Source organism: Rothia sp. HMSC08A08, assembly GCF_001808385.1.
GTDB lineage: Bacteria > Actinomycetota > Actinomycetes > Actinomycetales > Micrococcaceae > Rothia > Rothia dentocariosa.
Genome location: NZ_KV793074.1, coordinates 59,827 through 83,092, shown reverse-complemented (window position 1 = coordinate 83,092; position 23,266 = coordinate 59,827). Strand labels below are relative to the sequence as shown.

Here is a 23,266-nt window from a genome sequence, read left to right as displayed (position 1 = left end):
GGCTGACTTCAGCCACTCCACCTACCAAGGCGATGCTGACTTCAGCCACTCCACCTACCAAGGCGAGGCCGACTTCAGCAGCTCCACCTACCTCCGTAACCCTACCTACAAAAATCGGGCTGCCTTTAGCAGGTCTATTTTTTACCAGGAAGCTTATTTTGGTAAAGATGGAAATAATAACAGATCTTCTCGCTTCCTAGATCGCGCCCCTCAGTTTTATGACGAGACAAACCACACAAACACGCTTTTTGGCTCATCTAATAATGATTTCACGGTGGATACCAGCGAAGGTTATCCTATTGACCTAAATTCCGAAGGCTTACCTCTTGGTTGTAATTTTCTCACCACAGAGCAGAAGGAATACCTTGCAGATATTTTCCAAGAAATAGAAAAAATAAATAATAAATTTCTTGAGGCAAAAGACAACAAAGAGAAAGCTAGAATTTCAGACAGGCTGCGGTCTCTTTACGAAGAGCTCCATGAATGGCGCAAGAAAGCCACCACAGTAAAAGTGGAAGACGTAGCAGCAGAAGATACGGAGAGCTAATCAATCTGTAGAGTTTTGGGGACAGCTATTCTTTGATAGCTGTCCCCCAAAACTCTACGGCTCTCCCCTAGTACACGAAAGTACCGGCGGTTTATGTAGCCGCTCGTCCTTACTCCCCTACCAGGATTTTTCGGCTCAGCAAGGTACTCGTACCTTCCAGCCGCATCAAAACCAGACCCTCCCACAAACCCGATAAACCCCTGCGGCATATACTATTCGTCTTCTTCGTAGACATAATCCTTGAAATAGTCGGGGTCGCCGTCGCTATCCAGCCAGAGCTCAAACCAGCCCAGGAAGTCCTGGCGCTCACAGCAGGGGCTAACGCCAACATCCGAGAAGCTCCACACCTCACCGGCGCACGGCCCAGCGGTAATCAGCTCATAGGTCATGCCGCACCCCTCATCCATGAGCTCAACACCCTGGTTCCCCAGCTTACGCTCAAAGGACTCGTCGCTAAGCTGCTCTTCGTCCTCCTCATCCTCCCAAACCCAGCCGTCCGTGAGCGTCATGGGGAGGGAAAGGTCTTTGTGCTCAATCTCTGCAAGCCGGTGAATGGGACTGGCGCTGATGCTCTCCGTCTCCGGGTCGTTCCAGCCGTCACCAACCTCCAGCAGAAACAGCCGGTACGCCTGCGGCAAGCGGGTATTGCAGGCACGCTCAAAAGCAATAATGTCTGCCTCCGAAACGGTAGGCCCCATGCTGATATTCTTCTGAGCGACTTTAGCCTTAATACGCTCGATCACAGCAGGGTATTCTTCAGGTGTATAGATAGGCACAAAAACTCCTCAAAATAGGTTCTTCGGTTTCACAGGGTTAGCGCGAGCCTTTGTACAAGTTACTGCACGCTGTTTCTCTCCCAGCGGTCCTAAAACTTGCGGGTGGGCTACGCCCATTAATTCCGGCTGAATTCATGCCATAATAGAAACACATATCCACCGTAACTCTTGTCACATGAACGAAATTAATAACTCCATCATTATCTACCAACCACATGCCGATCAACCCGCCGTTGATGTTCGTCTAGAAGGCGAGACGGTGTGGTTGAGCCAACGGCAGATGGCCGAGCTATTCGATGTAGATGTGCGTACCATCAGCGAGCACCTGTCCAACGTATTTTCTAGCGGTGAGCTGGTGAAAGAGGCAACTATCCGGAAATTCCGGATAGTTCGACACGAAGGTACGCGCAATGTAACGCGAAGTGTTGAGCACTACAACCTTGATGCCATTATCTCTGTGGGCTACCGCGTCAAATCAGCCACGGCCACGCAGTTCCGTATCTGGGCCACCAAGCGCCTGCGCGAATACCTGATGCAGGGGTACAGCATTAACCAGCAGCGGCTTGAGCAGCTTGGGCAGATTGTAGAGGTCATGGCGCGGGCAGATAATCATCTCGTGGCCGGTACTGGGGAAGTACTCGCAGCCTATCTACCGAGCCTGCAAACCCTGCGCGACTACGACGAAGGCACGCTCTCTGCCAGTGAATCCACCGGGAATGCGCCGGTATGGCAGCTCACTCATGCCGATGCGCAGGCAATTATTGCCCGCGCCCGCAGCGAATTCCCGCAAGATAGGCTTTTCGGGATCGAAAACGGGGATAAACTCAAATCGGTTGTCGCAACCATCTACCAGAGCTTCGCGGGCGAAGACCTCTACCCAACCACCGAGCAGAAAGCAGCGAACTTACTGTACCTCATGGTCAAAGACCACCCGCTGGTTGATGGGAATAAACGCAGCGCCGCGGCCCTGTTCATTGAGTTTCTGGCCCAGAATAACCTGCTGTTTTCGGCGGATGGCACACCGCTCGTCTCAAACAACGCCCTAGCGGCGATGACCCTAATGGTCGCCATGAGCAGCCCGAAAGAAAAGGACCTGATGGTAGCCCTTGTGGAACGGCTCATTAGCCCGGTTGCACATTAGCCTCTGCTTCCCTGACCCGCTAAGTGCGTCTCTACTCCCCCACCAGGGTCTTCGGATCCAGCGGGGTGCTCGTACCTTCCGCCAGATGTTCCAGGCGCCTCAAGATCAAACCTTCGCGCAGAGCCCAGGGAGAAACACGCATTGTTTCGATACCGAAGGTTTCCATCGCGGCCTCAGCCGCCATTGCACCGGCGAGAACCTGATCGGCGCGCATCCGGGAAACACCGGGCAGGTCAGCGCGCTCGGCGGGAGCCATAGCCTCCATGCGGCGAGTCCACAGGCGCAAATCCGTCACATGCATCTCACGCTTCACATGCGGCCCCGCAGAATACGGTGCCGCCCCGCAAATACGCGCCAGCGATCGGAACGTCTTCGAGGTGCCCACCACCATATTCGGCTCGCCAAATGCCAGCAACCGCTGCGCCACCGGCTCAATCTGCTCGCGCACATACCTGCGCAGCCGTTTCGTCTGCTTCGGCGAAGGCGGCTGTTCATCAAAGAACTCGCGGGTCAGGCGACCGGCACCCAGCGGCACCGACATTGCCGCATCCGGCAGGGCATCCGTGCCCGTAGAGAACTCGAAAGACCCACCCCCAATATCAAAATTCAGGATGCGCCCCGCACCCCACCCCTGCCAACGACGCACCGCGAAATAGGTGATAGCGGCCTCTTGATCGCCCGAAATCTCGCTCAAACTCACGCCAGTCTTCAACCGCACATGCTGCAAAACCTCGGCACCATTACCGGCCTCGCGAATAGCAGAAGTCGCAAAGGCGAGCAGATCTTCGGCATTATTCTCAATGGCGAAATCGCGCGCAGACTTCACGAACTCGGTCAGCGCGGCGCGGCCTTCATCAGAGATATCACCCGACGGTGTCAAATACTGCACCAACTGCAGCGGAATCTTATGCGAAGCGTACGGCTCAGGGCGAGCGCCCGGGTGTCCGTCAAGCAACAGCAGGTGAACAGTATTTGAGCCAACATCAAGAACACCGAGGCGCACGGCGCGCTCCTATCCCCCAGCCACCGCCAGGATAACGTACAACTTCATTAAGTGTGGCATAAGTCGCCGCATGATGCGCGCAATCCACCGCCGGGTATGCACGAGTTCGCCCGTCACACATGGACGCACAGGCTAGGGAGCGCGAGCACACGAAAAAATCTCACGGGCTCATGCCCGCGAGATTTTACGTCGGGTTTTTAGAGAAAACGGGACGAAACCGTGTAACCAAGGGATGCGGAGGCTCTGGCGAACGGCTTCAGGATGCGCGACTAGCAGCGAGCGCCTAAGGCTGTCGCGCACGGCAAAGCGAAGCGGAGCCGTCGTGACTGGTCGCCTTGTAAAGCGAGCGCAAGTCGCGCATCCATGTAAATCATGCCAAGCGCAACAATACGGATACGTAGCCCACGCTTTCGTGAGCAACGCATCCGTATTGTTGGGAAGAAGAAAGGACTAGTCCTTCTTAGCCGCAGTCTTCTTTGCAGTAGTGGACTTTTTAGCGGTTGTTTTCTTCGCGGTGCTCTTCTTAGCGGTCGTCTTCTTCGCCGCAGTCTTACGCTTCGCAGGCCCCTTGGCGCGCTTTTCGGCGAGCAGTTCGACGGCGCGCTCATGGGTGAGCGATTCGATGGTTTCCGAACGCGGCACCGTAATGTTGGTAACGCCGTCGGTAATGTACGGTCCGAACCGCCCGTCTTTGACCACGATATTCTTTTCGCTGTTCGGGTCTACACCAAGCTCAGCGAGCGGGGGCTTAGCGGCGGCGCGTCCGCGCTGTTTAGGCTGCGCATAGATGTCGAGCGCCTGTTCAAGGGTGATCGTGAAGATTTCTTCCTCAGACCCAATCGATCGCGAGTCGGTGCCCTTCTTCAGGTACGGGCCGAACCGCCCGTTCTGCACGGTGATTTCGTTGCCTTCAGCATCGGTACCGAGCACGCGCGGCAGGCTCAAGAGCTTGAGCGCATCCTCTAGGGTTACGGTCGCCAAATCCATAGATTTGAAGAGCGATGCGGTGCGCGGCTTAGCGGGCTTGGGCTTCTTCTTCGGCTTGGGTTTGCCGTTCTTGTAGTATTCGGTGGGCTGCGCATCCAGGTACGCCTGAATCTGCTCCTCCGTCATCTCTTCGATAACTTCGGTGACATAGGGGCCGTAGCGCCCGTCGCGGGCGATAATCTGGTTCCCAGAGGCGGGATCAGTGCCGAGCACGCGCCCATCGGATTTGCCCTGCTCAAGCAGCTCTTTCGCCTTCTCAGCGGTCAGCTCGTCGGGCGCCAAATCGGTGGGAACGTTGGCGCGCACGGGGTCAGAGACTTCGCCGGTTTCGGTATTGACGGTGCCTTCAGCCTCAAGGTAGGGGCCGAATTTGCCCACGCGCAGCACAATGCCGTCAGCAATGCGGATCGAGTTAATATCGCGGGCATCAATATCGCCCAGATTATCCACGATCGGCTTGAGCCCGCGTTTCTTCTGCACCCCGCCGCCGAAGTAGAAGTCGCCCAGCCACTCCACGCGCGATTCTTCGCCGCGGGCAATGCGGTCAAGGTCTTCTTCCATCTGCGCGGTGAACTCGTAGTTCACGTAGGGGCCGAAGCTGGTTTCGAGCAGGCGCACCACCGAGAATGCAGTCCACGAAGGCACGAGCGAACCGGAACGCACCTGCACATAGCCGCGATCCATAATCGTTGAAATCACGGCGGCGTAGGTGGAAGGGCGCCCAATGCCCAGCTCGTCAAGAGTTTTCACGAGCGAAGCCTCAGTGTAGCGTGGCGGGGGCAGGGTCTCATGCCCGGCGGCTTCAAGTTTTTCGGCGGTGAGCGAGTCGCCCTGCGCGAGCGCGGGCAGGCGTTTCTCAGCGTTCTTGGCGTCGCGTTCTGCCAGGCGGGTTGCGTCTACGCCTTCCTCATAGGCGGCGAGGAAGCCGCGGAAGGTGATGACAGTGCCGGATGCTGCAAACTCGGCATCGCGCCCGTTGGATGCGGTTGCCCCTAGCCGCACGGATGCGGTCGAACCGGTGGCGTCTGCCATCTGCGAGGCGATGGTACGCTTCCAGATCAGCTCGTACAGCCGGTATTCGTCGTTGGAGAGCGTGCCGCGCACGGCGTCGGGGGTGCGGAACGTGTCGCCCGCGGGGCGGATTGCTTCGTGCGCTTCCTGCGCGTTTTTGCTCTTGGAGGCGTAGGTGCGCGGCGCGGAGGGCACGTATTCGGTGCCGTAGAGTTCGGAGGCTTGGCGGCGTGCCGCCTTCACGGCCTGGTCTGAGAGTGCCACCGAGTCGGTACGCATATAGGTGATGTAGCCGCTCTCGTAGAGGCGCTGGGCAACCTGCATGGTCACGCGCGATGAGAAACGCAGCTTGCGCGCCGCCTCCTGCTGCAGGGTTGAGGTGGTGAACGGCGCTGCGGGGCGGCGTTTATAGGGCTTGGTTTCGACCGAGCGCACCGAGAAGGGAGCGGCGGTGAGGGCTTCGGCTAGGGTACGCGCATCCGCCTCTGAGAGGTGGGTGACCTTGGTAGAGGTGAGAGTGCCGTCGTCGGCGAAGTCTTTGCCGGTGGCAACTCGGGTGCCGTCGACCGCCACGAGTTTGGCATCAAATCCTTCGCTGCTGGTGGTGATGAAATGCCCGGTTAGATCCCAGTAGTTGGCGGCGACGAAGGCCATGCGTTCGCGTTCACGCTCAACAACGAGGCGTGTTGCCACGGACTGCACGCGACCCGCGGATAGCCCGCGACCAACCTTGCGCCAGAGCACGGGTGAGATTTCGTAACCGTAGATACGGTCAAGAATACGGCGGGTTTCTTGAGCATCAACCAGGTGCAGGTCAATATCGCGCAGTTCCCCGAAGGCGCGTTCAATGGCTTCGCGGGTGATTTCGGGGAAGGTCATGCGGTAGACGGGAACCTTGGGTTTCAGAACCTCTTTGAGGTGCCAAGCGATCGCTTCACCTTCGCGGTCACCATCGGTTGCGAGGTAGAGGGCATCAACATCTTTGAGTTTGCGTTTGAGTTCGGCGACTTTTTTCTTTTTGTCGGGGTTAACCACATAGTAGGGGTCAAAATCGTCGTCGATATTGACCGCGAACTTGCCGACCGGGCCCTTTTTCAGGTTTTCGGGCAGTTCGGAAGGCTGCGGCAGGTCACGAATATGTCCCATGGACGAATCCACCAGAAATTCGTTTCCTAAATAACCGCTGATAGTCTTCACCTTCGATGGTGACTCAACGATCAGCAGCGCTTTTCCGTTCTTTGCCTTGGTGGGCACGGCTCTCCTCATATTTGTATGGTGTAGATGCGATACAACAATAGCGCACATTCTGGCAGTTACGCCTATTAGGTGCGCTTATCACGCATGTGTCTTATCACGTTTTACAGCTTGTGTTTGGATTAAGGGTGTGGATGCAACGATACCAGTTATTATGCACGTCTGTATCGAGTTGGCAACCGTAGATATGGGCCTTAGGCGAGCTGGCGGGCGAAATTAGTTGTACGGAAAATACCCTTCGCCCTGGGCAGGAAGAAGCGGGTATTCCCGGCCGTACACTTTGCGCGGCACAATGCGCACCCACTGCATGAGGTGCCCGCTTTCGTAGTGGCGCAGGCCGAAAGTGTGCACGAGCGGCGGGGTCATTTCGGGCGGCAGCCAGTGCGCCACGCCCTGCACGATCACGGAGCGGATGCCGTTCTCTAATTCCTCGTCGATTTCAAAGGAGACGCGGCGGCTCATGACCACGGCGGAGAAACGGTCGCCGCGGGTGGTGCGCAGGTAGATTTCGTGGTCGGCTACCCCGTAGAGGACCGGCAGCACGTCTACGAAGTTGCCGTCGGTGAGCACGAGTCGCCCTAGATTGTTGGCCTGCAGGCGCGCCCAGCAGTCTTCGGCGCTCATTTTCTTGGTGGTGTCTGGGGTGTCTTGCATAGTCATTCTTTTAGTGTAGGGGTTTCTTCGTGCCGAAATTTGTGATGTTCGGCGCGGCAAAGGCGTGTTTTGCGGAGTCGGGCTGGGGTGCCGGGGGTTAGCTGTTTTCGTCTGCAAAGTGCAGAAAACTTTTTTCGATGAGTTCTCGAATAGCGACCAGCAGGGTGTCACGCGGATGCTCATTCTCGGTGCCGAAGGCGGCGCGAGCATCCGGCGTGTAGTCTTCCCAGCCGAGAAGCACGGCGAGCGCACCTAAAATCTGCCCGATGCTCAGCTCACCGTCGCATGCGGAGACGAATCCGGCGGTTTCGGTTGAGAGCATAATTGTGCGGCACAGCCCGGATCCGGCGCGCAGCAGAATTACGTTCGGATGCTCGGCGCCGGGGCGGCCGTGACGTTCTTCGGTCACGTCTTCGGCGAGAACGAGGTGGGCTTCGGCGAGCGCCTGATCGGTCAGGGCGGTAAGGCGGTCGAAGCGTGCCACGGTTTCGGTGATGCTTTGCGCGATGGGCTGGGCTATGGGGTAGGTGATGTCTTCGAACCGGTTTAGGGGTGCGGTTTCGGTGGTGTGCGCCGGGCGGCGGAGCCAGAGCATCCCGAACCCAATAGAATGAACGTTCCGGTTTTTAAAGTCGTCGAGATAGGCTCGGTAGGTGTTCTCGTAGTGATCGCGGTCGCGGTTTTCGCTCGCGTCTTTGAGCCAGGTTTCCGCATAGGATTCGGGGGTGAGCACTTCGCGCTGAATTACCCACGCCTCGCTCGGGGTGCCGGTGGCTGATTCGGCGAACCAGGTGCGCAGGCGAGCATCCCAGGGCTGCGCCTCGCCGGTGTTGTCGCGGTGAATTTCCCAGTTGCCGAGCATCTGGGCACGTCCGCCGGGCACCAGAACCTCGGGGATGCGCCGAATAAGCGTGCTGACAATATCATCACCGGGCAGCCCGCCGTCACGGTACGTAAACTGGTCGTTACTGCTTTCGTCTGCGCGGCGCGGGGTAATGACGAACGGCGGGTTTGAGACCACAAGGTCGAACTGCTCCCCCGCCACGGGTTCCAGCAAAGAGCCTTGTCGAAGGCTGACGCGGGCTTCAAGGTTCTGCGGATCGAGTTTCAGGGCACCGGCGTTCAACAGCAGGTTAAAACGGGCGAAGGCGAGGGCGCGCGACGAAATATCGGTGGCCGTTACGTGGTCTGCGTGGGCGAGCAGGTGGAAGGTCTGAATACCGCAGCCGGTCCCCACGTCAAGGGCACGCGCCACAGGGGTGCGCTCGGTAATCTGCGCCAGAGTTAGGGATGCCTGCCCAATACCCAGCACGTGATCTTTGCGCAGCACCCCGGGTCGCTGATGCGCCCCCAAATCAGAGGCCACCCACAGCTCGGTGCCGTCATCAGCCGAATGCGGTCGCAGGTCAAACACGGCGTGGTACTGCGGTTCTTCGCCGGGGTTCTCTGGGGTGTGGGTATTTTCTGACTCCGCCGGTTCCACGAGGTTTGCCGCAATAAGGTCATTCAGCGCGGGTTCGCCGCCGAGCGCATCGGCAAGTTCCGCGCGGGTTAGGGTGCGTGCGAACAGGAAAAACCCGATCATGCGCGCCAGGCGGCGGTCGGGGTCGGTGGTGTGTGCATCATCAAGGATGTTCTGTACCCGCCAGGTGCCGGGCACAACCTGGTCGCGCGCCATTGCCTCAAAAGCGCGCTCCCCCAGCAGGTCACGCACCCCGTCGTAGCTGTAGTTAAGCCTCTCAAGGGCACCCCGGATTCGCTCAAGCCGGGCGGTATCGTCGCTTATGGGGGTGTCGGGGATGCGGGAGTACAGTTCATCAGCCATACTCCCCATTCTAAGCGCCCCGTTTCTTAACGCCGCGAGCAGGTGTTCCCACCCGATTTTGCGGGAACGGAACTCCGCTATGCCTTTACCGTCAGCGCGGGTTTGATGTCCTTCACAATGGATTCGAGCATGCGCAAGTTAAAGTCCACACCCAACTGGTTCGGCACGGTCAGCAGCACGGTATCTGCCGCCTGAACGGCAGCATCACGGGCGAGTTCTTCGGCAATCAGATCGGGTTCGCCAATATAGCTGCGCCCAAACCGCGAGAAGGTGTTGTCGATAATACCGGTGTAATCCTGCGAATCTTCCTGCGCGCGGCGGCCAAAATAACGCGCCGAATCGGCATCAATAATGGGGATAACCGAACGCGAGACCGAAACACGCGGCACGCGGGTATACCCTGCCTTGGCCCATTCCTCGCGGTAGAGGCGAATCTGCTCCGCCTGCTGCTGATCGAAAGGCACACCTTTATCTTCGAGCATCAGCGTTGAAGACATGAGATTTAGCCCCTGCTGTGCGGTCCATACGGCGGTGCTGTCAGTTCCCGCGCCCCACCAGATGCGCTCGCTCAGGCCGGGCGACTGCGGCTGCACGGGGGCGTACTTGCCCTGCACCCGCGCGGAGGGTGCCATGCCTTCGCCTTGGATTGCCTTCATGAAGATGTCGAGGTGACGACGTGCCATCGCACTCTCATCTTCACCCTCGGCGGGGAAATAACCGAAGCTCTCGAAACCGCGGATAACGGATTCGGGCGAGCCGCGTGAGACACCCAGCTGCAGGCGCCCGGCAGAAATCAGGTCGGCCATCGCGGCGAGTTCGGCCATATACAGCGGGTTCTCGTAGCGCATGTAGCGGTTGCAACACCCGTTCACGTAAGCTTGGTTGCATGGTCGAACTGGTATCGCTGAGGAAGACGAACGAGGTTGCGGCGTACGTCCGCGCCTCGATGGACCGCAAGGGCGACCGATGGACCGTCGAGACCCAGCTGAGAAAGATCAGGGCGCTGGCCGAGGCCAAGGACTGGAAGGTCGTCGAGGTCTACGACGACAACGCGGTGTCCGCGACGAAGAAGCGCCGTGCTGGCACTCGGTGGGCCGAGATGCTGGAGGACGCCCGTGCGGGCAAGTTCTCGATGGTGGTCGCCGTGGACATGGACCGGCTCCTGCGTAGCACGAAGGACCTGAACACACTGATCGATCTCGGCCTGCGTGTCGTCACCGTTGACGGCGAGATCGACCTCTCGACGGCGGACGGGGAGTTCCGGGCGACGATGCTCGCCGCTCTCGCCCGGTTCGAGGCACGACGCAAGGCCGAGCGACAAATCAGGTCGAACGAGCGCCGACGCGCCGAGGGCATCCCCACGTCCGCCTGGAAGGCGTTCGGCTGGACGAGGGACGGCGAGTTGATCGAGGAGGAGGCCGCCGCCGTACGGCGGGCCTTCGATGCGTTCCTCGGCGAGCCGTCCCTGTCGATCCGGCGAATCCGCGAGGACCTGAACAGCGCCGGTCACTTCACCGCGCGTGGGTCGGAGTTCTCCGTCGATGCTGTGCGCTACCTGCTCGCGAACCCGCTTTACTGTGGCTACATCAAGCACTACGCGTCGGGCGAGCTGTACCCGGTTCAGGGCGAGGCGTTCCCGCCCATCGTCGGCGAGCAGACGTGGCGGGCCGCGGTGGCGAAGCTGGAGGACAACGTGCGGAGGTCGGCGAGGCAGGGGAACCAGCCGAAGTATCTCCTGTCCACGATCGGGCTGTGCGGGAAGTGCGGCGCGACGCTCGTCTCGGGGACGAACAGCCGCAAGCAGCCGACGTACCGCTGCGGCGAGCAGTTCCATCTCACCCGCCAGCGCGAGCCCGTCGATGCGATGGTCACCGAGGCGGTGCTCACGCGTCTGTCCTCGGTGGACGTGCACGACCTCGTGATGCCACAGGAGGACGATGGGCCGGATCGCGAGGAGCTGCTGACGGAGCGGAACGCCCTGGTCGATCGGGTGAAGGAGCTGAGCCCGCTGCTGCGCGACATCCATCAGCCGGTCCTGGAGATAACGGCAGCGATCAACGACGTGAAGGCCCGCATCGACGAGATCGACGCGGAGCTGCTCGACCGTTCGGTGTCGGCGGCGGCGAAGCTGCTCGTGGACGTCGAGGAGCCGGTCGGCACCGCGGAGCGCCGCGAGGTGGTCGAGGCGAAGTGGAAGGTGTTGGACGTGGACCGCCGCCGGATGCTCGTGGACGAGCTGGTGACGGTGACCATCGAGCCCATCACGCCCGGTCACGTGAAATTCGACCCCGACCTGATTCGGATAGAGCCGCGTCGCGACTGACTCATGAGTCGACTCGTCATTGCAATGGTGAGTCGACTCGTGGGAGAATGGTTGCAGACAAGAAGATCCCACCGGGGCCGCGACTTAGAAGCGCGGGGTTCTGCTCCCGGATGAGTAGCCGGTCAAACAGCCCAATTACCGTGGCGGGGAACCGGAAGATACTCATGTCTGAGGACTTCCGATGTCTGTCGTTATCGACGTTCCCCGCGCATCCGCGCTCGACCGCCCTGGCCTCGATCAGGGCTCCACTCCTTCTCCGCAGGCAGACGGCCTCGATCCCGTCATCGCCGCCGCTCGTGCTGCTGGTCGTCTGGCCGGTGAACGCCTGGCTCGCACGCCCCTGACCCCGCGACAGCGCGCCGCGGTCGCCGCCGTGATGGGCGGTGGTCACTGATGAGCGCCAACTCCGCCGCCTTCGACCACGTGAACGGCTTCCGCTGGCGACAGGGCGACCCCTCCCTCGCCGAGTCCGAGGCACGTCTCTACGACCTCGGCGTGCTCCGCTCCGTGCTGGAGGAGTCCGTCGAGATCGCCGTCGCCGACGCCCGCGCCGATGGGGTGACCTGGGCGAAGATCGGCGACGCCCTCGGCGTCACGCACCAGGCTGTCATCAAGCGCTACGGCCGGGGCGGTGGTCGCTGATGCGCGCCGACGCACGCAACCTCAGCACCGCTCCCGCCGACCTGACCCCGCCCGGAGGGCCTGGCCTGGCACCCGCCGAAGGCGGGCTGCCCGTCGTCGTGATGACGGTCCGCAGCCGTGCTTCGCACTCTAAGAGTTTCGGGAGCCTCATTCGTTCCTACGGGCGCGGCAAGGGCTTGTCGATTGCCGCGTCCTGCAACAACGTGTCTGGTCAGCGGTCGGTTCCGCCCGCGCTCCGTCGCGTGGCCTCGTGGGATCATTTTGGGTCTCATTTGGGGGTCAATAGGGGGTCATTTAGGCGCCGCACTCTCTCTGAGGCCCTCCGCGCTGTCCGCGGCGGGGGTGGTCGCTGTGGCTAAGCAGGAGAACAACCCGACGAGCATCGGGCTCACGCAGTACCTCGATCCGTCGTACTGGACCTGGGCTGCCGAGGACCCGAACGGGGCCGCGCTGCTCCAGCAGGGAGCCGAGGCGATCCTCGCCTACGTGGTGCAGCGGCTCGAGGCCACCGGCTGCGAGGTCGTCGAGGCCTACGGCATCGTGCATGACAAGGACGAGCGCGAGGTCTGGAGCGACACGGAGAAGGCTCTGGTGATCGAGCCGAAGCCCGATCACCTGCACGCGGTCATCAAGTTCGCCAGCCGTGCGAAGAGCGCACCGCTGGATCGGCTCGCGTTCGGCATCGGCGTCGAGCCCCAGTACGTCGAGAAGCCGGGCCGCGGGCGGTACGCCTACGACAACATGCTGTCGTATCTGACGCACGTGAAGTACGCGGACAAGCACCAATACGCGCCTTCGGAGGTCGCTACGGTGCGTGGGCCTGACTACCTCGGGATCGACGCCCAGCGTCGGGAGACCTGGCTCAAGGGGCGCGCGCACGTGAAGAAGAAGGTCGTCGCCGAGAACTTCGAGGACATGCGCGAGCGCGTGCTCCAGGGCGAGTTCACGCGGGATCAGATCATGCTCACGGACGAGCTGTTCGACATCTACTCGCGGCATCAGCGGGAGATCGACGACGCGCTGTCGGCCTACGGCCAGCGCCGCGCATACCGGGCGGCGGCGAAGCTCCGCGCCGGTGAGTTCTCGACGCACGTGGTGTTCGTCCATGGGGATGCCGGGATCGGCAAGACCCGGTTCGCCACGGACTTCATCACCGAGGCGATCAACGCGGCGAACGCGCACGGCGAGCGGTGGCAGGTCTACCGGGCCGCGACGGGGAACCCGCTTGATGACTGGCGAGGCGAGGAGGTGCTGCTGCTGGACGATCTGCGGGCCTCGGCGATGGATGCGAACGACTGGCTGCTGCTGCTTGATCCGTACAACGCCTCGCCTGCGAAGGCTCGGTACAAGAACAAGGGCGAGGTGGCCCCGCGCCTTATCGTCATCACGGCGACGATCGAGCCTGTCGAGTTCTTCTACTACGCCCGCCAGAAGGGCAACGTGGACGAGGCGTTGGACCAGTTCATCCGCCGCTTGGCCTCGGTCGTGAAGGTCTATCGTGCCGACGACATCAATCGTTACCTCGTGCAGCACATTGGGAAGATCGAGCCCTACGAGTGGCACCAGTGCAGCATCCCGACCGCCGCACACACGCCCGGCATGTACGGCAACGCGTATCACCAGAACGTCGGGTCGCGGGAACTGACCTACGGTCCGGAGACCTCGGCGGAACATGACGCTGAGGGCGCGGTTGCTGAGCTGCTGGGCGGGCTCGCGGTGCGGAGCCCTGACGTGCCGCTGGTGCTGATCGGAGGTGCCGCATGAGCACCGAACGCGATGCGCTCTTCCAGGGGGTCGAGGGGGCCGGAGGCCCCTCGCAAGCAGCCGGGGAGGACATGAGCGCCAGCGAAATGTCCGACACGGCTACTGCTTGCCACTCTGGCGTACAGGTGGAGCAGCAGACCGACTCCCAGGTGAACACCGGTCGGGCTGATGCGGAGGCTGTGCGTCAGAGTCACGGCGGCGCGAAGCGTCGTCGTGGGGACCGCGCGAAGCTCGATACCGACTTCGGAGAGGAGACGCTCGCGGCGCTTCGCACTCGTGCGAAGCGGCTCGGGCTGGCTCCGAGCACGTGGGTGCGGACCGTCGTCCGGGATGCCCTCCACGCCTCTCGGAGCGAGGAGTTGGACGCCGCCGTGGCCGCGCACCTGCTCGGGGTCGAGGCGCGGGTGCAGGCGTCGGCGGATGCTCGCGAGCTGGCCGCGCAGATTCGCCCGCTGGCGATCAACGTCAACGACCTCGACCGCCGGGCGCGGGCTGGTGAGTCAGTGGCGCTGTCGGCGGAGGTGCCCGAGCTGATCGAGTTGCTGCGCGAGGTCCGCGCCCTGCTCGGGGATCGGGCGGCCTCATGAGCACCACGCACTACAGCCCGAGCGCCAGCGCCGCCGACACGGAGCGCTATATCCGTGGCAAGGAGGACGAGCGGGGCATCGCGATCACGTGCGATGTGCCGGGAGGCCCCGGCGCGTTCTCGGCGCGCGCTCGGTCGCTCACGCAGAACACGACGCGCGAGGTCGAGGCGGTGCATTACCGCCAGTCGTTCAGCGACGAGGAGTTCGACCCGAAGAGTCCGGAGGACGTGCAGCGGGTGAACGATCTCGGTTATCAGCTCGCGAAGAAGATGCACCCGGATTCCGACTGCCTCGTAGTCAGTCATGTGGATGGGCGGGGCAAGAAGCCGCACAACCACATCTTGGTCATCAACCACAACAACCGGACGGGGAAGGCGCTCTCGGACTATCGCACGTTCCACGACCGCAAGGCCGGGAATCAGCGGGGCGTCCAGTCGGCGAACGACCAGCTGATGCGAGAACACGGGCTCTCGGTCGTGAAGCGGCTGGAGCACGCACCGAAGGACTGGGAGCTGCGCCGCGAGGACTTCGCCGAGGGATCGCTCGACCGCGAGATGGGCGACCGGATGAGCGCGGCGCTGGCCGATCCCCGGGCGGTGGACAAGGCCGGTCTGGTCTCGGTGATCGAGGAGCAGAACCAGCGGCTCGGCGATGACGGGGAGCGGGTGCCGCGGATGCGGTTGCACAGCCCCGTCAGCAAGAAGGGCAAGCGCGCCGGGCAAGAGACCTGGACGCTCTACATCGAGGATCGCCGCGGCGAGTCCGGCCGCGCCGAGCGCCGCAAGCGCGCGAGCGCCCTCTCGGCGGACTTCACCCCGGAGGGCGCGCAGGCGTTCTTCGACTACCACCAGCAGCAGAAGGAGAAGGAACATGAGCGCAGCGCTCGACAGGCTGAAGCAGCAGAACGAGCCCGAGCAGTCGCAGCAGCAGCTCGGCAGTCCGGAGACGATGGAGCTGTTGACCTCGATCCTCGCCGCCGTCGAGGCGCAGAACACGAGGATCGCCACGCTGACCGAACAGCAGAAGAAGCTCGCGGGGTTCGTGAAGGTCATGGACGAGGAGACGACGAGGCGGCTGGAGCGGATCACGGCCCCGGCGTCGACCTCCTCGCCCTCCAGCGACGTGTCCGCGAGGATCGCGAGTATCGAGAGCAGGCAGAACGAGATCGCGAGCACGCTCGGCGAGTTCGCGCAGAGTCTCAACGGCGAGAGCTTGAACGCCGCGTCGCGGAGCTTGGTCGCGGAGGCGCAGAAGAATCGCGCGGCTACGGCCTCGGCGATTGAGGGTCTGAAGGCGCAGGTCACAGCGAACCAGAAGCTCGTGAGCCAGGTCGGCGGCGCGGTCCAGCGGATCGAGAAGCGCACCGAGGAACGGGTCGAGAAGGCTGTCGAGCAGGTCGCCGGGGAGGCTTCGGCCACGATGACCGCGAGCCTCGACGCCTCGAACGCGCGGGCGGAGCGGATCATCGCCGCGACGGCGAAGCTGGAGGCGCGACAGCTCTGGTCCGCCGCCGCCGCGATGTGCCTTGTTCTCCTGCCGGTGGCCGTGGTCGTCGCCGGTCTCTGGATGGGCATCGCCGGGCTCATCACGGGTGTTCAGTGGGCGCTGGACGTGGACGGGAGCGTGTGGCTCGGCATCGGCCGGTGGCTCGTGGTCGGCGCTGGCCTCGCCGGGGCCGGCTACGGGCTCTTCGCGTCCGTCCGCTGGGTTGCGGGTCTCGTGGAGACCTGGAAGGGCCGCGGGATGCCGAAGTGGCCCCGCTGGCGCAAGAGGTGATCACGCCTCACGAGGGCAAGCGCGCGCAGCGCGTGCGGCAGCCGCGACAACTGGACATTAGGTCAGCGGCTGCTGTATAGTTCAGTGCATGCTGACCATTGCTTCGCGTCTTGACGTCATGAACCGGCTCGGCCGGGCCATGGCCGACCCGACGCGCTCCCGCATCCTGATGTCCCTGCTCGACAGCCCGAGCCACCCCGCGGTGCTCTCGCGCGAGCTGGGGCTGACCCGCTCGAACGTGTCCAACCACCTGACCTGCCTGCGCGACTGCGGGATCGTGGTCGCCGAGCCCGAGGGCCGCCAGACTCGCTACGAGATCGCCGACCCGCACCTGGCCGCGGCGCTGACGGCACTGGTCGATGTGACCCTCGCCGTGGACGAGAGCGCGCCGTGCATCGACCCGGCCTGCTCGGTGCCGGGCTGCTGCGCCGCGAGCAGTTCGGGGGACGCCTCGTGAGCGCCGCCTGCGGCTGCGACGAGCCGACGACCAGCCCCGCGGACGAGGCAGAGGAGGCAGAGCGCCCGTGGTGGCGTGATCCCGGCCTGGTCGTGCCGATCCTCTCCGGCGTCGCGTTCGGCACCGGCCTGGCGCTGGAGTGGTCGGGGCTGCACATCGCGGCGCTGGTCGCGTTCTGGGCGGGCCTGCTGCTGGGCGCGTACACGTTCGTGCCCGGTGCGATCCGGAATCTCGTTGTGAAGCGCAAGCTCGGGATCGCGCTGCTGATGACGATCAGCGCCGTGGGCGCGGTGATCCTCGGCTACGTCGAGGAGGCGGCCGCGCTGGCGTTCCTCTACTCGATCGCCGAGGCCCTGGAGGACAAGGCGATGGACCGCGCCCGCGGCGGGCTGCGCGCGCTGCTGAAGCTCGTGCCGGAGACCGCGACCGTGCTGCGCGACGGGACCTCCACCTCGGTCCCGGCCAGGGAGATCGCCGTCGGCGACGTGCTGCTGGTCCGCCCTGGCGAGCGGGTCGCGACCGATGGGCTGGTCCGCTCGGGCCGGTCGAGCCTGGACACTTCGGCGATCACCGGTGAATCGATCCCGGTCGAGGTCGCGCCCGGAGAAGCGGTGTCGGCGGGCGCGATCAACAGCGCCGGCGTGCTGGAGGTCGAGGCGACCGCCGCGGGCACCGACAACTCGCTGACCACGATCGTGGAGCTGGTAGAGCAGGCCCAGGCCGAGAAGGGCGACCGAGCCCGGATCGCTGACCGGATCGCCCGCCCGCTGGTGCCCGGCGTGATGGTCCTCGCCGTCCTCGTCGGCGTGCTCGGGTCCCTGCTCGGCGACCCGGAGACCTGGATCACCCGCGCCCTGGTCGTCCTCGTCGCGGCCAGCCCCTGCGCGCTGGCGATCGCGGTGCCCGTCACCGTGGTCTCCGCGATCGGCGCGGCGACCAAGTTCGGCGTCGTCATCAAGAGCGGGGCCGCCTTCGAGCGCCTCGGCGGCATCCGGCACCTGGCCGTGGACAAGACCGGCACTCTGACCCGCAACCGGCCCGAGGTAACCGCCATCGTCGCCGCCCATGGGTTCGACGATGCGCAGGTGCTTGCTTGGGCTGCCGCCGTGGAGCAGCACTCGACGCACCCACTCGCCGCCGCCATCGCCGCCGCGGGCCGGGGAACCCCCGCCGCGCAGGACGTGGCCGAGGAGGCCGGGCACGGCATCGGTGGCCTGGTCGACGGCCGCAGGGTGGCGGTGGGCAGTCCGCGCTGGATCGACGCCGGTCCGCTCAAGGCCCGGGTCGAGGACCTGGAGGCCGAGGGGCAGACCTGCGTGCTCGTCACCGTCGACGGCTTCCTGGCCGGGGCGATCGGCGTCCGCGACGAGCTGCGCCCCGAGGTCCCCGAGGTCGTGCGGACCCTGCGCGACCAGGGCGTCGAGGTGAGCATGCTCACCGGCGACAACTCCCGCACCGCTGCTGCGCTGGCGAAGCTGGCCGGGATCGGCGACGTGCACGCCGAGCTGCGTCCCGAGGACAAGGCTCGCATCGTCGCCGGGTTCTCGGAGACGTCGCCGACCGCGATGATCGGCGACGGCATCAACGACGCGCCCGCCCTGGCCGGGGCGACCGTGGGCATCGCGATGGGCGCGACCGGCTCCGACGCCGCGATCGAGTCCGCCGACGTCGCCTTCACCGGCCACGACCTCGGCCTCATCCCGCAGGCTCTGCGCCACGCCCGCCGCGGCGGCAGGATCATCAACCAGAACATCGTGCTGTCCTTGGCGATCATCACTGTGCTGCTGCCGCTGGCGATCACCGGCGTGCTCGGCCTGGCAGCGGTCGTCCTCGTGCACGAGGTCGCCGAAGTCGTCGTCATCGCCAACGGACTGCGGGCTGCGCGTGCCCGCAAGCAATAGGTGTTCCGTCCAACGCCATAACTCAGACATGCGCTAGCGCATGTCGATCACGCCGGTACCAAGCTCAATGCGGCTGGTCTTCGCGGCGATCGCCGACAGAAGCGGGTACGGGGTTGCCTGCTGCTGATCGAAATGGTGCACGCGGAAGAAAGCACCGTCTAGGCCGATGTCTTCGGCGCCTACCGCCAAATCGATAGCCTGGTGCAAAGATTCGGATGCGCTGTTCACGCGCGAACCGGGAATTTCGGCCCAGTGCCCAAAAGAAAGAAAACCAAGTTTTTTCTCTGTGCCCGGCTGTGGTTCAAGATTTTGTACCGCTAGTTCGGTTTTCTGAGTGTCTGATGCGTTCATTGTTATGCCTTTCGTATTGCCCTACAGGGGGTATTTCCTCGTGTATGAGCATTCAGCATACAATTATTTACTTTACAGAACAAGTTTTAAATAATATGAGTAAAACCACCTATATAATTACTAGTCAGAAAGCTATTCTATATAAAATACATGCGACATATTAGGTAATGATTCATTTATATTTTTTTACGCGCAATACTTACCTCAAGGTAACGAATGTGCATTTCTTCTACCCTTAGCATATCCATACCTCGTTCAAATCTTTTATGTATAAGACCCCGGCAGAAAAACCATATGATTCATTATTTTCTAGGTGCAGGTACTACAGACATTGTTTTTCTGGCTCGGCTCTTCAAGATGCACCTGAATTTTAGGAAATACTCGATATAAGACAGGTCATGACATAATGGCAACGCTCTGTCACAGTGGATCTCGCTGACCATGACGTCACGCACGCGTTACGAAGCCCCACCAGCCTTGAGTTGGCGGTGCAGCGCGGTTTTTTGGGACTATTGCGCACGGCAAACACTCACGACAACTTCAAACGCAAGGATATTTTCATGAGACGAGGCCTCTCTCGCCGAAACCTGGTGACCGGAACCGCATGGGCTGCGCCGCTTGTGCTGAGCACCGCCGTTATTCCGGCATACGCATCATCATCTGCCGACGACGGCCCCTGCCTAGACCCCGATAAAAGCTACGATATTTTTGCCAAGGATGTGCGCACCGCCGCGCAAAGCCGTGCAGCCGGTGAAAAAGGCTATGAAGAAATTGTGGTTCCCGATTATGCCTCGTATATGCGCTTCTACCTGCGCGGCGGGTCGGGCGGTAGCCTGGCGACACGGTACTCGGAAGCCACAGGATATAACAGAACCGGCGGAACCGCAGGCGGTGGTGCTTATATTCAAGGAACCGTCAAGGTAACACCCGGGCAGCGCATCAAATTCTATGTGGGTGCCAGCGGCGTCGGATATTATGACCGCCCCGCCAAAGGCGGCGAAGGGTACGGTAACGGCGGTTCGTCTGCGGCACTACCCACCGCGCTGGGGTCAGATGTACAGGGCAAGCTGAACAGCCACAGCAATAAGGTTACAGTCTATTCGGGCTCCGGCGGTGGTTCTTCGGCAATCGTTATGGTCGATGCGAAAACTTCCCAAGAAACCGTACTCGCCGTTGCCGGAGGCGGTGGCGCGGGCGCACGCGGGCTCACACACGTCCTTTCTTACGGGGGAACCTGGATAACAGACGACCCAAAGTCCTATAAAACCTCTGATCTATATATTGGTCAGGGAGGCTACGGAGGCACTGACTTTGTGTCCGAAGGGTTGGGGCGCTCGGGGCAGGAACGTTACTATCAGCACTACGACGCCGAGATTCTGATTCCATCCGGGTCGAATGGCAGCAACACGGCTGGCGGCTCCGGCGGCGCCCTCGCCACTATTACGGGAGATAAAGAGCTGACCTTTTCCTCAACCTCACGAACAGAGATTCATACCGGAAATACCGCAGGCAAATCCGGGGGCTCTGGGCCCAACGGCAACGGGGCTGACGGCGTTGTTGCCTACGGGTATGCGCTCAATACTGCAGGCAACACAAGCGATGACCGCAATGGTATCGGATACATTGTTTCCGGAGGCGGTGGCGCGGGCTACGGTGGAGGCGGATCCGGTTCGGCGGTGGCTGCCGCATCCGAAAATCCCGTGTATATGTATGATGATGCCGCATTCGTGGGCGTTGCCTCGGGAGGAGGAGGCGGCGGCGGAAACTTTGTGTCTCCCGATGTACTCAACCCCTATGTTAATGCTGAAGGCGGGGCAGAATGGCGGGGAGAAATCAGGGACGGCACAATTACGTATTCTTTCTGCCCATCAGATCCGAATAAGCAGCCCGACCCACCTTCCCCCGAAAGCCCAGAATACTGGGCATAGCTAGCGCGGAACTCGTAGCCTCAAGGCACCTGCACCACTGTGGGGCGCTCGCATCCTGTTCAGATGCGAGCGCCCCATAGGTGCATTCTGCCTCAATAATTTTTGGGCGGGCCGCTGCTGTTTTACCTAAGAGCGCAGGTCTGCGGCTGTATAGTGGGTGGATGCGTATTTGGTCTGCCCACCCGTCCCTTCTTGACCGTCGCGCCCTGATCGCGTGCTGGCGTGAGAGCTTGCTTGCGCAGAAAGTGCTGCGCGGGCTCACCCGCGGGTACACGAATCATCCGCAGCTCGTTCGGTTTCGTGCGCATTCACAGCCGGTAGAGGCAATTGGGGCTTATCTGCACGGGCTCGCCGATGAGGCGCAGCTGCGCGGATACTCCTTCAACCGTTCGCTGATCGCCGCTGAGCGGGGTAAGAACCTGGAGCCTATTGCCGTGACCGAGAGCCAGCTTGCCTACGAATTGAGCTTTCTGGCACACAAAGTTGCCGGGCGAGATGTCGATTGGGTGCCTATTCTTACCGAGCGTCTCGCGAAATTCACCCAGGCCGGTAAGCCCGCGGTGCACCCCGTATTCGAGGTAGTCCCCGGCGAAATAGAGGCTTGGGAGAAGACTAAGGAGTTCTAGTCGGAGCGCTTTATGCCGAGGCAGGAACCTCTAGCAGCGGAACCCACAGTTCCATCGTGTAGTCTGCCGCCTGCATATCGCCGCGACCGTACACCTCCAGGCCGCCTAACGGGCGGTACTGCGGATGCGACGGGAAGAACTCACGCTCAAAGCTCTCAAAACCTGCCGGAATAGACCGCGAAATCGGCCCGGTAATCTCAACCACCGCGTAGGTGCTCTCGGGAAGGTCCAGCAGACCCAGCCCAAGTTTATGCGCTGAGGCACGGTCATCAACCAAAATGCCGGCCGTGTAGCGCACGAATCCGTCGGTACTGGGTTGGGTGCACACGCCAATGTACTGGGTGACCGCCAGAATATCGAGCATCGCCGGGGATGCCTTCTGATTCAGCTCATCCCACAGCGGCGTGAAATCGTCCCCCAGTTTATACACCTGGGAGACTCCCGCCACCAGCAAAGAGCCGTGTTTCTCAATGCGCGCGGGCGAAACCGTCACGGGCGCCTGTACGGAATCGCTCATGAGATACTCGCGTGGGCGCTCTGGCGGTCCACCGCACATTCGGGCACGCAGCGGCGTTTCGCATCGTCGGTGGCGCATTCGGGGCATAGGAGCACAAGTTCGCGGCAGCTCTCATTCGAGCAGTTCTCAAATTTATTAGACGGTGCCGAGCAACGCTCACACTGGCCAATTGTGACAGTATCCGGGGTGAACTCCATGTGCATGCGCTTATCGAACACGTAGAGCGAGCCCTCCCACAGGGACTTATCGCCGTATTTTTCGCCGTAGCGCACAATACCGCCGTCGATCTGGTAGATCTCTTTAAATCCGCGGTTCTTCATGAGGGCGGAGAGGATTTCGCATCGAATGCCGCCGGTGCAGTAAGTGACGACGGGCTTATCTTTCAGATCGTCATACTTACCGGATTCGATCTCGCGAATAAAGTCGTGGGTGGTGCGAACATCGGGCACCACAGCGTTCTTGAACTTACCGATTTTAGCCTCGAATGCGTTACGTCCGTCGAAGAAGACGACTTCATCGCCGCGTTCTTCTACAAGTTTGTTCACCTCTTCGGGTTTGAGGTGCACGCCGCCGCCGACCACGCCGTTTTCGTCTACTTTGAGCTCGTCGGGAGCGCCGAACGCCACGATTTCATCGCGTGCTTTGACCGACAGACGGGGAAAATCTTCGGCACCGCCCTCAGACCATTTGAATTCCATGTTCTTGAAGCCGGGGTACTGGCGGGTCTCTTTGGTGTACGCCTTGACCGCGCTGATTTCGCCGCCGAGCGTGCCGTTAATGCCGTGTTTGGAAATGAGGATGCGCCCGCGCAAACCGAGCTTCTCGCACAGGGCACGCTGCCAGAGCATGACCGCCACGGGGTCGGTTATGGGGGCAAACTGGTAATACAAGATAATTCGATTCTGAGCCACCCTCCTATTTTACGCTTTCTAGGTACATCGTGTGTGCCGTGGCGGCGGAACTCGTCCCGTAACGTGGCCGATAATCCTTGTTCTCCCGCGGGATGCGCCCGCGATGATGGGTGCATGTGGTTTCTTTACCATGAGGTACATCTCGTCGTTTTTCTGCCCCATCGCACCGACTGATTTCGTCGTTTTCTGGTAGCGAATACCTTCCTGCTGGGACGAGCGGAACATACCGGGCGCCCTGCGATTGCCCACGCCGGTTTACCGTACCCGAGGTTTTACAATGGTGTG

The 23,266-nt window shown here is 61.7% G+C and carries 22 protein-coding genes and 2 pseudogenes; 14 read left to right on the top strand and 10 right to left on the bottom strand.

Annotation, left to right across the window (positions count from 1 at the left end; all coding sequences use genetic code 11):
• On the top strand, positions 1-547 hold a 547-nt coding region (locus HMPREF3164_RS11200; RefSeq protein ID WP_210398374.1), incomplete at its 5' end, for a pentapeptide repeat-containing protein.
• Positions 548-759: 212 nt separating this feature from the next.
• On the opposite strand, the gene HMPREF3164_RS06735 is transcribed toward HMPREF3164_RS11200, so the two are convergent.
• Positions 760-1,323, bottom strand: a complete 564-nt coding sequence (locus tag HMPREF3164_RS06735) for an SMI1/KNR4 family protein (RefSeq protein ID WP_070449815.1) — start codon at positions 1,321-1,323, stop codon at positions 760-762.
• Between the two features lie 175 nt (positions 1,324-1,498).
• Between HMPREF3164_RS06735 and rhuM the strand changes: the two genes are divergently transcribed.
• Positions 1,499-2,464, top strand: coding sequence for a virulence RhuM family protein/type II toxin-antitoxin system death-on-curing family toxin (gene rhuM / locus HMPREF3164_RS06730; protein ID WP_070449811.1), 966 nt, complete (start codon positions 1,499-1,501; stop codon positions 2,462-2,464).
• 31 nt (positions 2,465-2,495) lie between these two features.
• Here rhuM and HMPREF3164_RS06725 read toward each other — a convergent pair whose 3' ends face one another.
• From HMPREF3164_RS06725 to HMPREF3164_RS06705, 5 genes and pseudogenes are all read right to left on the bottom strand, one after another.
• Positions 2,496-3,467, bottom strand: a complete 972-nt coding sequence (locus HMPREF3164_RS06725; RefSeq protein WP_013397744.1) for a Ppx/GppA phosphatase family protein — start codon at positions 3,465-3,467, stop codon at positions 2,496-2,498.
• A gap of 450 nt (positions 3,468-3,917) precedes the next feature.
• Positions 3,918-6,719, bottom strand: coding sequence for a type I DNA topoisomerase (gene topA / locus HMPREF3164_RS06720; protein ID WP_070449809.1), 2,802 nt, complete (start codon positions 6,717-6,719; stop codon positions 3,918-3,920).
• Positions 6,720-6,935: 216 nt separating this feature from the next.
• On the bottom strand, positions 6,936-7,379 hold the full coding sequence (locus HMPREF3164_RS06715; RefSeq protein WP_004005453.1) for a pyridoxamine 5'-phosphate oxidase family protein: 444 nt from the start codon (positions 7,377-7,379) through the stop codon (positions 6,936-6,938).
• A gap of 91 nt (positions 7,380-7,470) precedes the next feature.
• Entirely contained in the window at positions 7,471-9,198 is a 1,728-nt protein-coding gene (locus HMPREF3164_RS06710) for a DUF7059 domain-containing protein (protein WP_070449806.1), read from the bottom strand.
• A gap of 77 nt (positions 9,199-9,275) precedes the next feature.
• A pseudogene (locus HMPREF3164_RS06705) lies at positions 9,276-10,046 on the bottom strand (LLM class flavin-dependent oxidoreductase); the annotation flags it as partial.
• Between the two features lie 38 nt (positions 10,047-10,084).
• Here HMPREF3164_RS06705 and HMPREF3164_RS06700 point away from each other — a divergent pair.
• The 10 genes from HMPREF3164_RS06700 to HMPREF3164_RS06660 all read left to right on the top strand — a co-directional run bounded on the left by HMPREF3164_RS06700 (position 10,085) and on the right by HMPREF3164_RS06660 (position 18,648).
• Positions 10,085-11,521 carry a recombinase family protein gene (locus tag HMPREF3164_RS06700; protein WP_048751202.1) on the top strand — a complete coding sequence of 479 codons (1,437 nt, stop codon included), beginning with the start codon at positions 10,085-10,087 and terminating at the stop codon, positions 11,519-11,521.
• A gap of 181 nt (positions 11,522-11,702) precedes the next feature.
• The gene (locus HMPREF3164_RS06695) at positions 11,703-11,915 is read left to right on the top strand and encodes a hypothetical protein (protein WP_003780572.1); all 213 of its coding nucleotides are present in this window, start codon (positions 11,703-11,705) and stop codon (positions 11,913-11,915) included.
• Complete coding sequence (locus HMPREF3164_RS06690) at positions 11,915-12,163, top strand: hypothetical protein (protein WP_003780556.1); 249 nt, start codon at positions 11,915-11,917, stop codon at positions 12,161-12,163. The genes HMPREF3164_RS06695 and HMPREF3164_RS06690 overlap by 1 nt, the downstream gene beginning before the upstream one ends.
• A complete protein-coding gene (locus tag HMPREF3164_RS06685; RefSeq protein WP_048751204.1) occupies positions 12,163-12,522 on the top strand; it encodes a hypothetical protein in 360 nt (119 codons plus the stop codon). Before HMPREF3164_RS06690 ends, HMPREF3164_RS06685 begins: the two co-directional genes overlap by 1 nt.
• Positions 12,506-13,927 (top strand): Rep family protein, encoded by a 1,422-nt coding sequence (locus HMPREF3164_RS06680; protein ID WP_048751205.1) that lies wholly within the window; start codon positions 12,506-12,508, stop codon positions 13,925-13,927. The genes HMPREF3164_RS06685 and HMPREF3164_RS06680 overlap by 17 nt, the downstream gene beginning before the upstream one ends.
• Positions 13,924-14,514, top strand: a complete 591-nt coding sequence (locus tag HMPREF3164_RS06675) for a hypothetical protein (RefSeq protein WP_048751206.1) — start codon at positions 13,924-13,926, stop codon at positions 14,512-14,514. Before HMPREF3164_RS06680 ends, HMPREF3164_RS06675 begins: the two co-directional genes overlap by 4 nt.
• Positions 14,511-15,797, top strand: coding sequence for a relaxase/mobilization nuclease domain-containing protein (locus HMPREF3164_RS10900; protein WP_009397940.1), 1,287 nt, complete (start codon positions 14,511-14,513; stop codon positions 15,795-15,797). The genes HMPREF3164_RS06675 and HMPREF3164_RS10900 overlap by 4 nt, the downstream gene beginning before the upstream one ends.
• Positions 15,748-16,290, top strand: a complete 543-nt coding sequence (locus tag HMPREF3164_RS10895; protein WP_009397937.1) for a hypothetical protein — start codon at positions 15,748-15,750, stop codon at positions 16,288-16,290. Before HMPREF3164_RS10900 ends, HMPREF3164_RS10895 begins: the two co-directional genes overlap by 50 nt.
• A gap of 88 nt (positions 16,291-16,378) precedes the next feature.
• Entirely contained in the window at positions 16,379-16,747 is a 369-nt protein-coding gene (locus tag HMPREF3164_RS06665) for a Cd(II)/Pb(II)-sensing metalloregulatory transcriptional regulator CmtR (protein ID WP_003780589.1), read from the top strand.
• Positions 16,744-18,648: a heavy metal translocating P-type ATPase gene (locus HMPREF3164_RS06660; RefSeq protein WP_048751207.1), complete on the top strand. Its 1,905-nt coding sequence runs from the start codon at positions 16,744-16,746 to the stop codon at positions 18,646-18,648. Before HMPREF3164_RS06665 ends, HMPREF3164_RS06660 begins: the two co-directional genes overlap by 4 nt.
• 36 nt (positions 18,649-18,684) lie before the next feature.
• Here the strand turns inward: HMPREF3164_RS06660 and HMPREF3164_RS06655 are convergent.
• Positions 18,685-18,999 (bottom strand): annotated as a pseudogene (locus HMPREF3164_RS06655) (LLM class flavin-dependent oxidoreductase); the annotation flags it as partial.
• Positions 19,000-19,424: 425 nt separating this feature from the next.
• Here HMPREF3164_RS06655 and HMPREF3164_RS06650 point away from each other — a divergent pair.
• Entirely contained in the window at positions 19,425-20,927 is a 1,503-nt protein-coding gene (locus HMPREF3164_RS06650) for a hypothetical protein (protein WP_070449803.1), read from the top strand.
• A 161-nt stretch (positions 20,928-21,088) separates the two neighbouring features.
• Positions 21,089-21,553 carry a pyrimidine dimer DNA glycosylase/endonuclease V gene (locus HMPREF3164_RS06645; protein ID WP_070449799.1) on the top strand — a complete coding sequence of 155 codons (465 nt, stop codon included), beginning with the start codon at positions 21,089-21,091 and terminating at the stop codon, positions 21,551-21,553.
• 10 nt (positions 21,554-21,563) lie between these two features.
• Here HMPREF3164_RS06645 and HMPREF3164_RS06640 read toward each other — a convergent pair whose 3' ends face one another.
• Genes HMPREF3164_RS06640 through HMPREF3164_RS10890 form a run of 3 tightly spaced genes read right to left on the bottom strand, consistent with a single transcriptional unit; the run spans position 21,564 to position 23,206 of the window.
• Entirely contained in the window at positions 21,564-22,070 is a 507-nt protein-coding gene (locus HMPREF3164_RS06640) for a GyrI-like domain-containing protein (RefSeq protein ID WP_070449791.1), read from the bottom strand.
• Positions 22,067-22,981 (bottom strand): oxygen-dependent tRNA uridine(34) hydroxylase TrhO, encoded by a 915-nt coding sequence (locus tag HMPREF3164_RS06635; RefSeq protein WP_070449788.1) that lies wholly within the window; start codon positions 22,979-22,981, stop codon positions 22,067-22,069. The genes HMPREF3164_RS06640 and HMPREF3164_RS06635 overlap by 4 nt, the downstream gene beginning before the upstream one ends.
• 18 nt (positions 22,982-22,999) lie before the next feature.
• Entirely contained in the window at positions 23,000-23,206 is a 207-nt protein-coding gene (locus HMPREF3164_RS10890; protein ID WP_246822628.1) for a hypothetical protein, read from the bottom strand.
• Positions 23,207-23,266 lie beyond the last annotated feature (60 nt).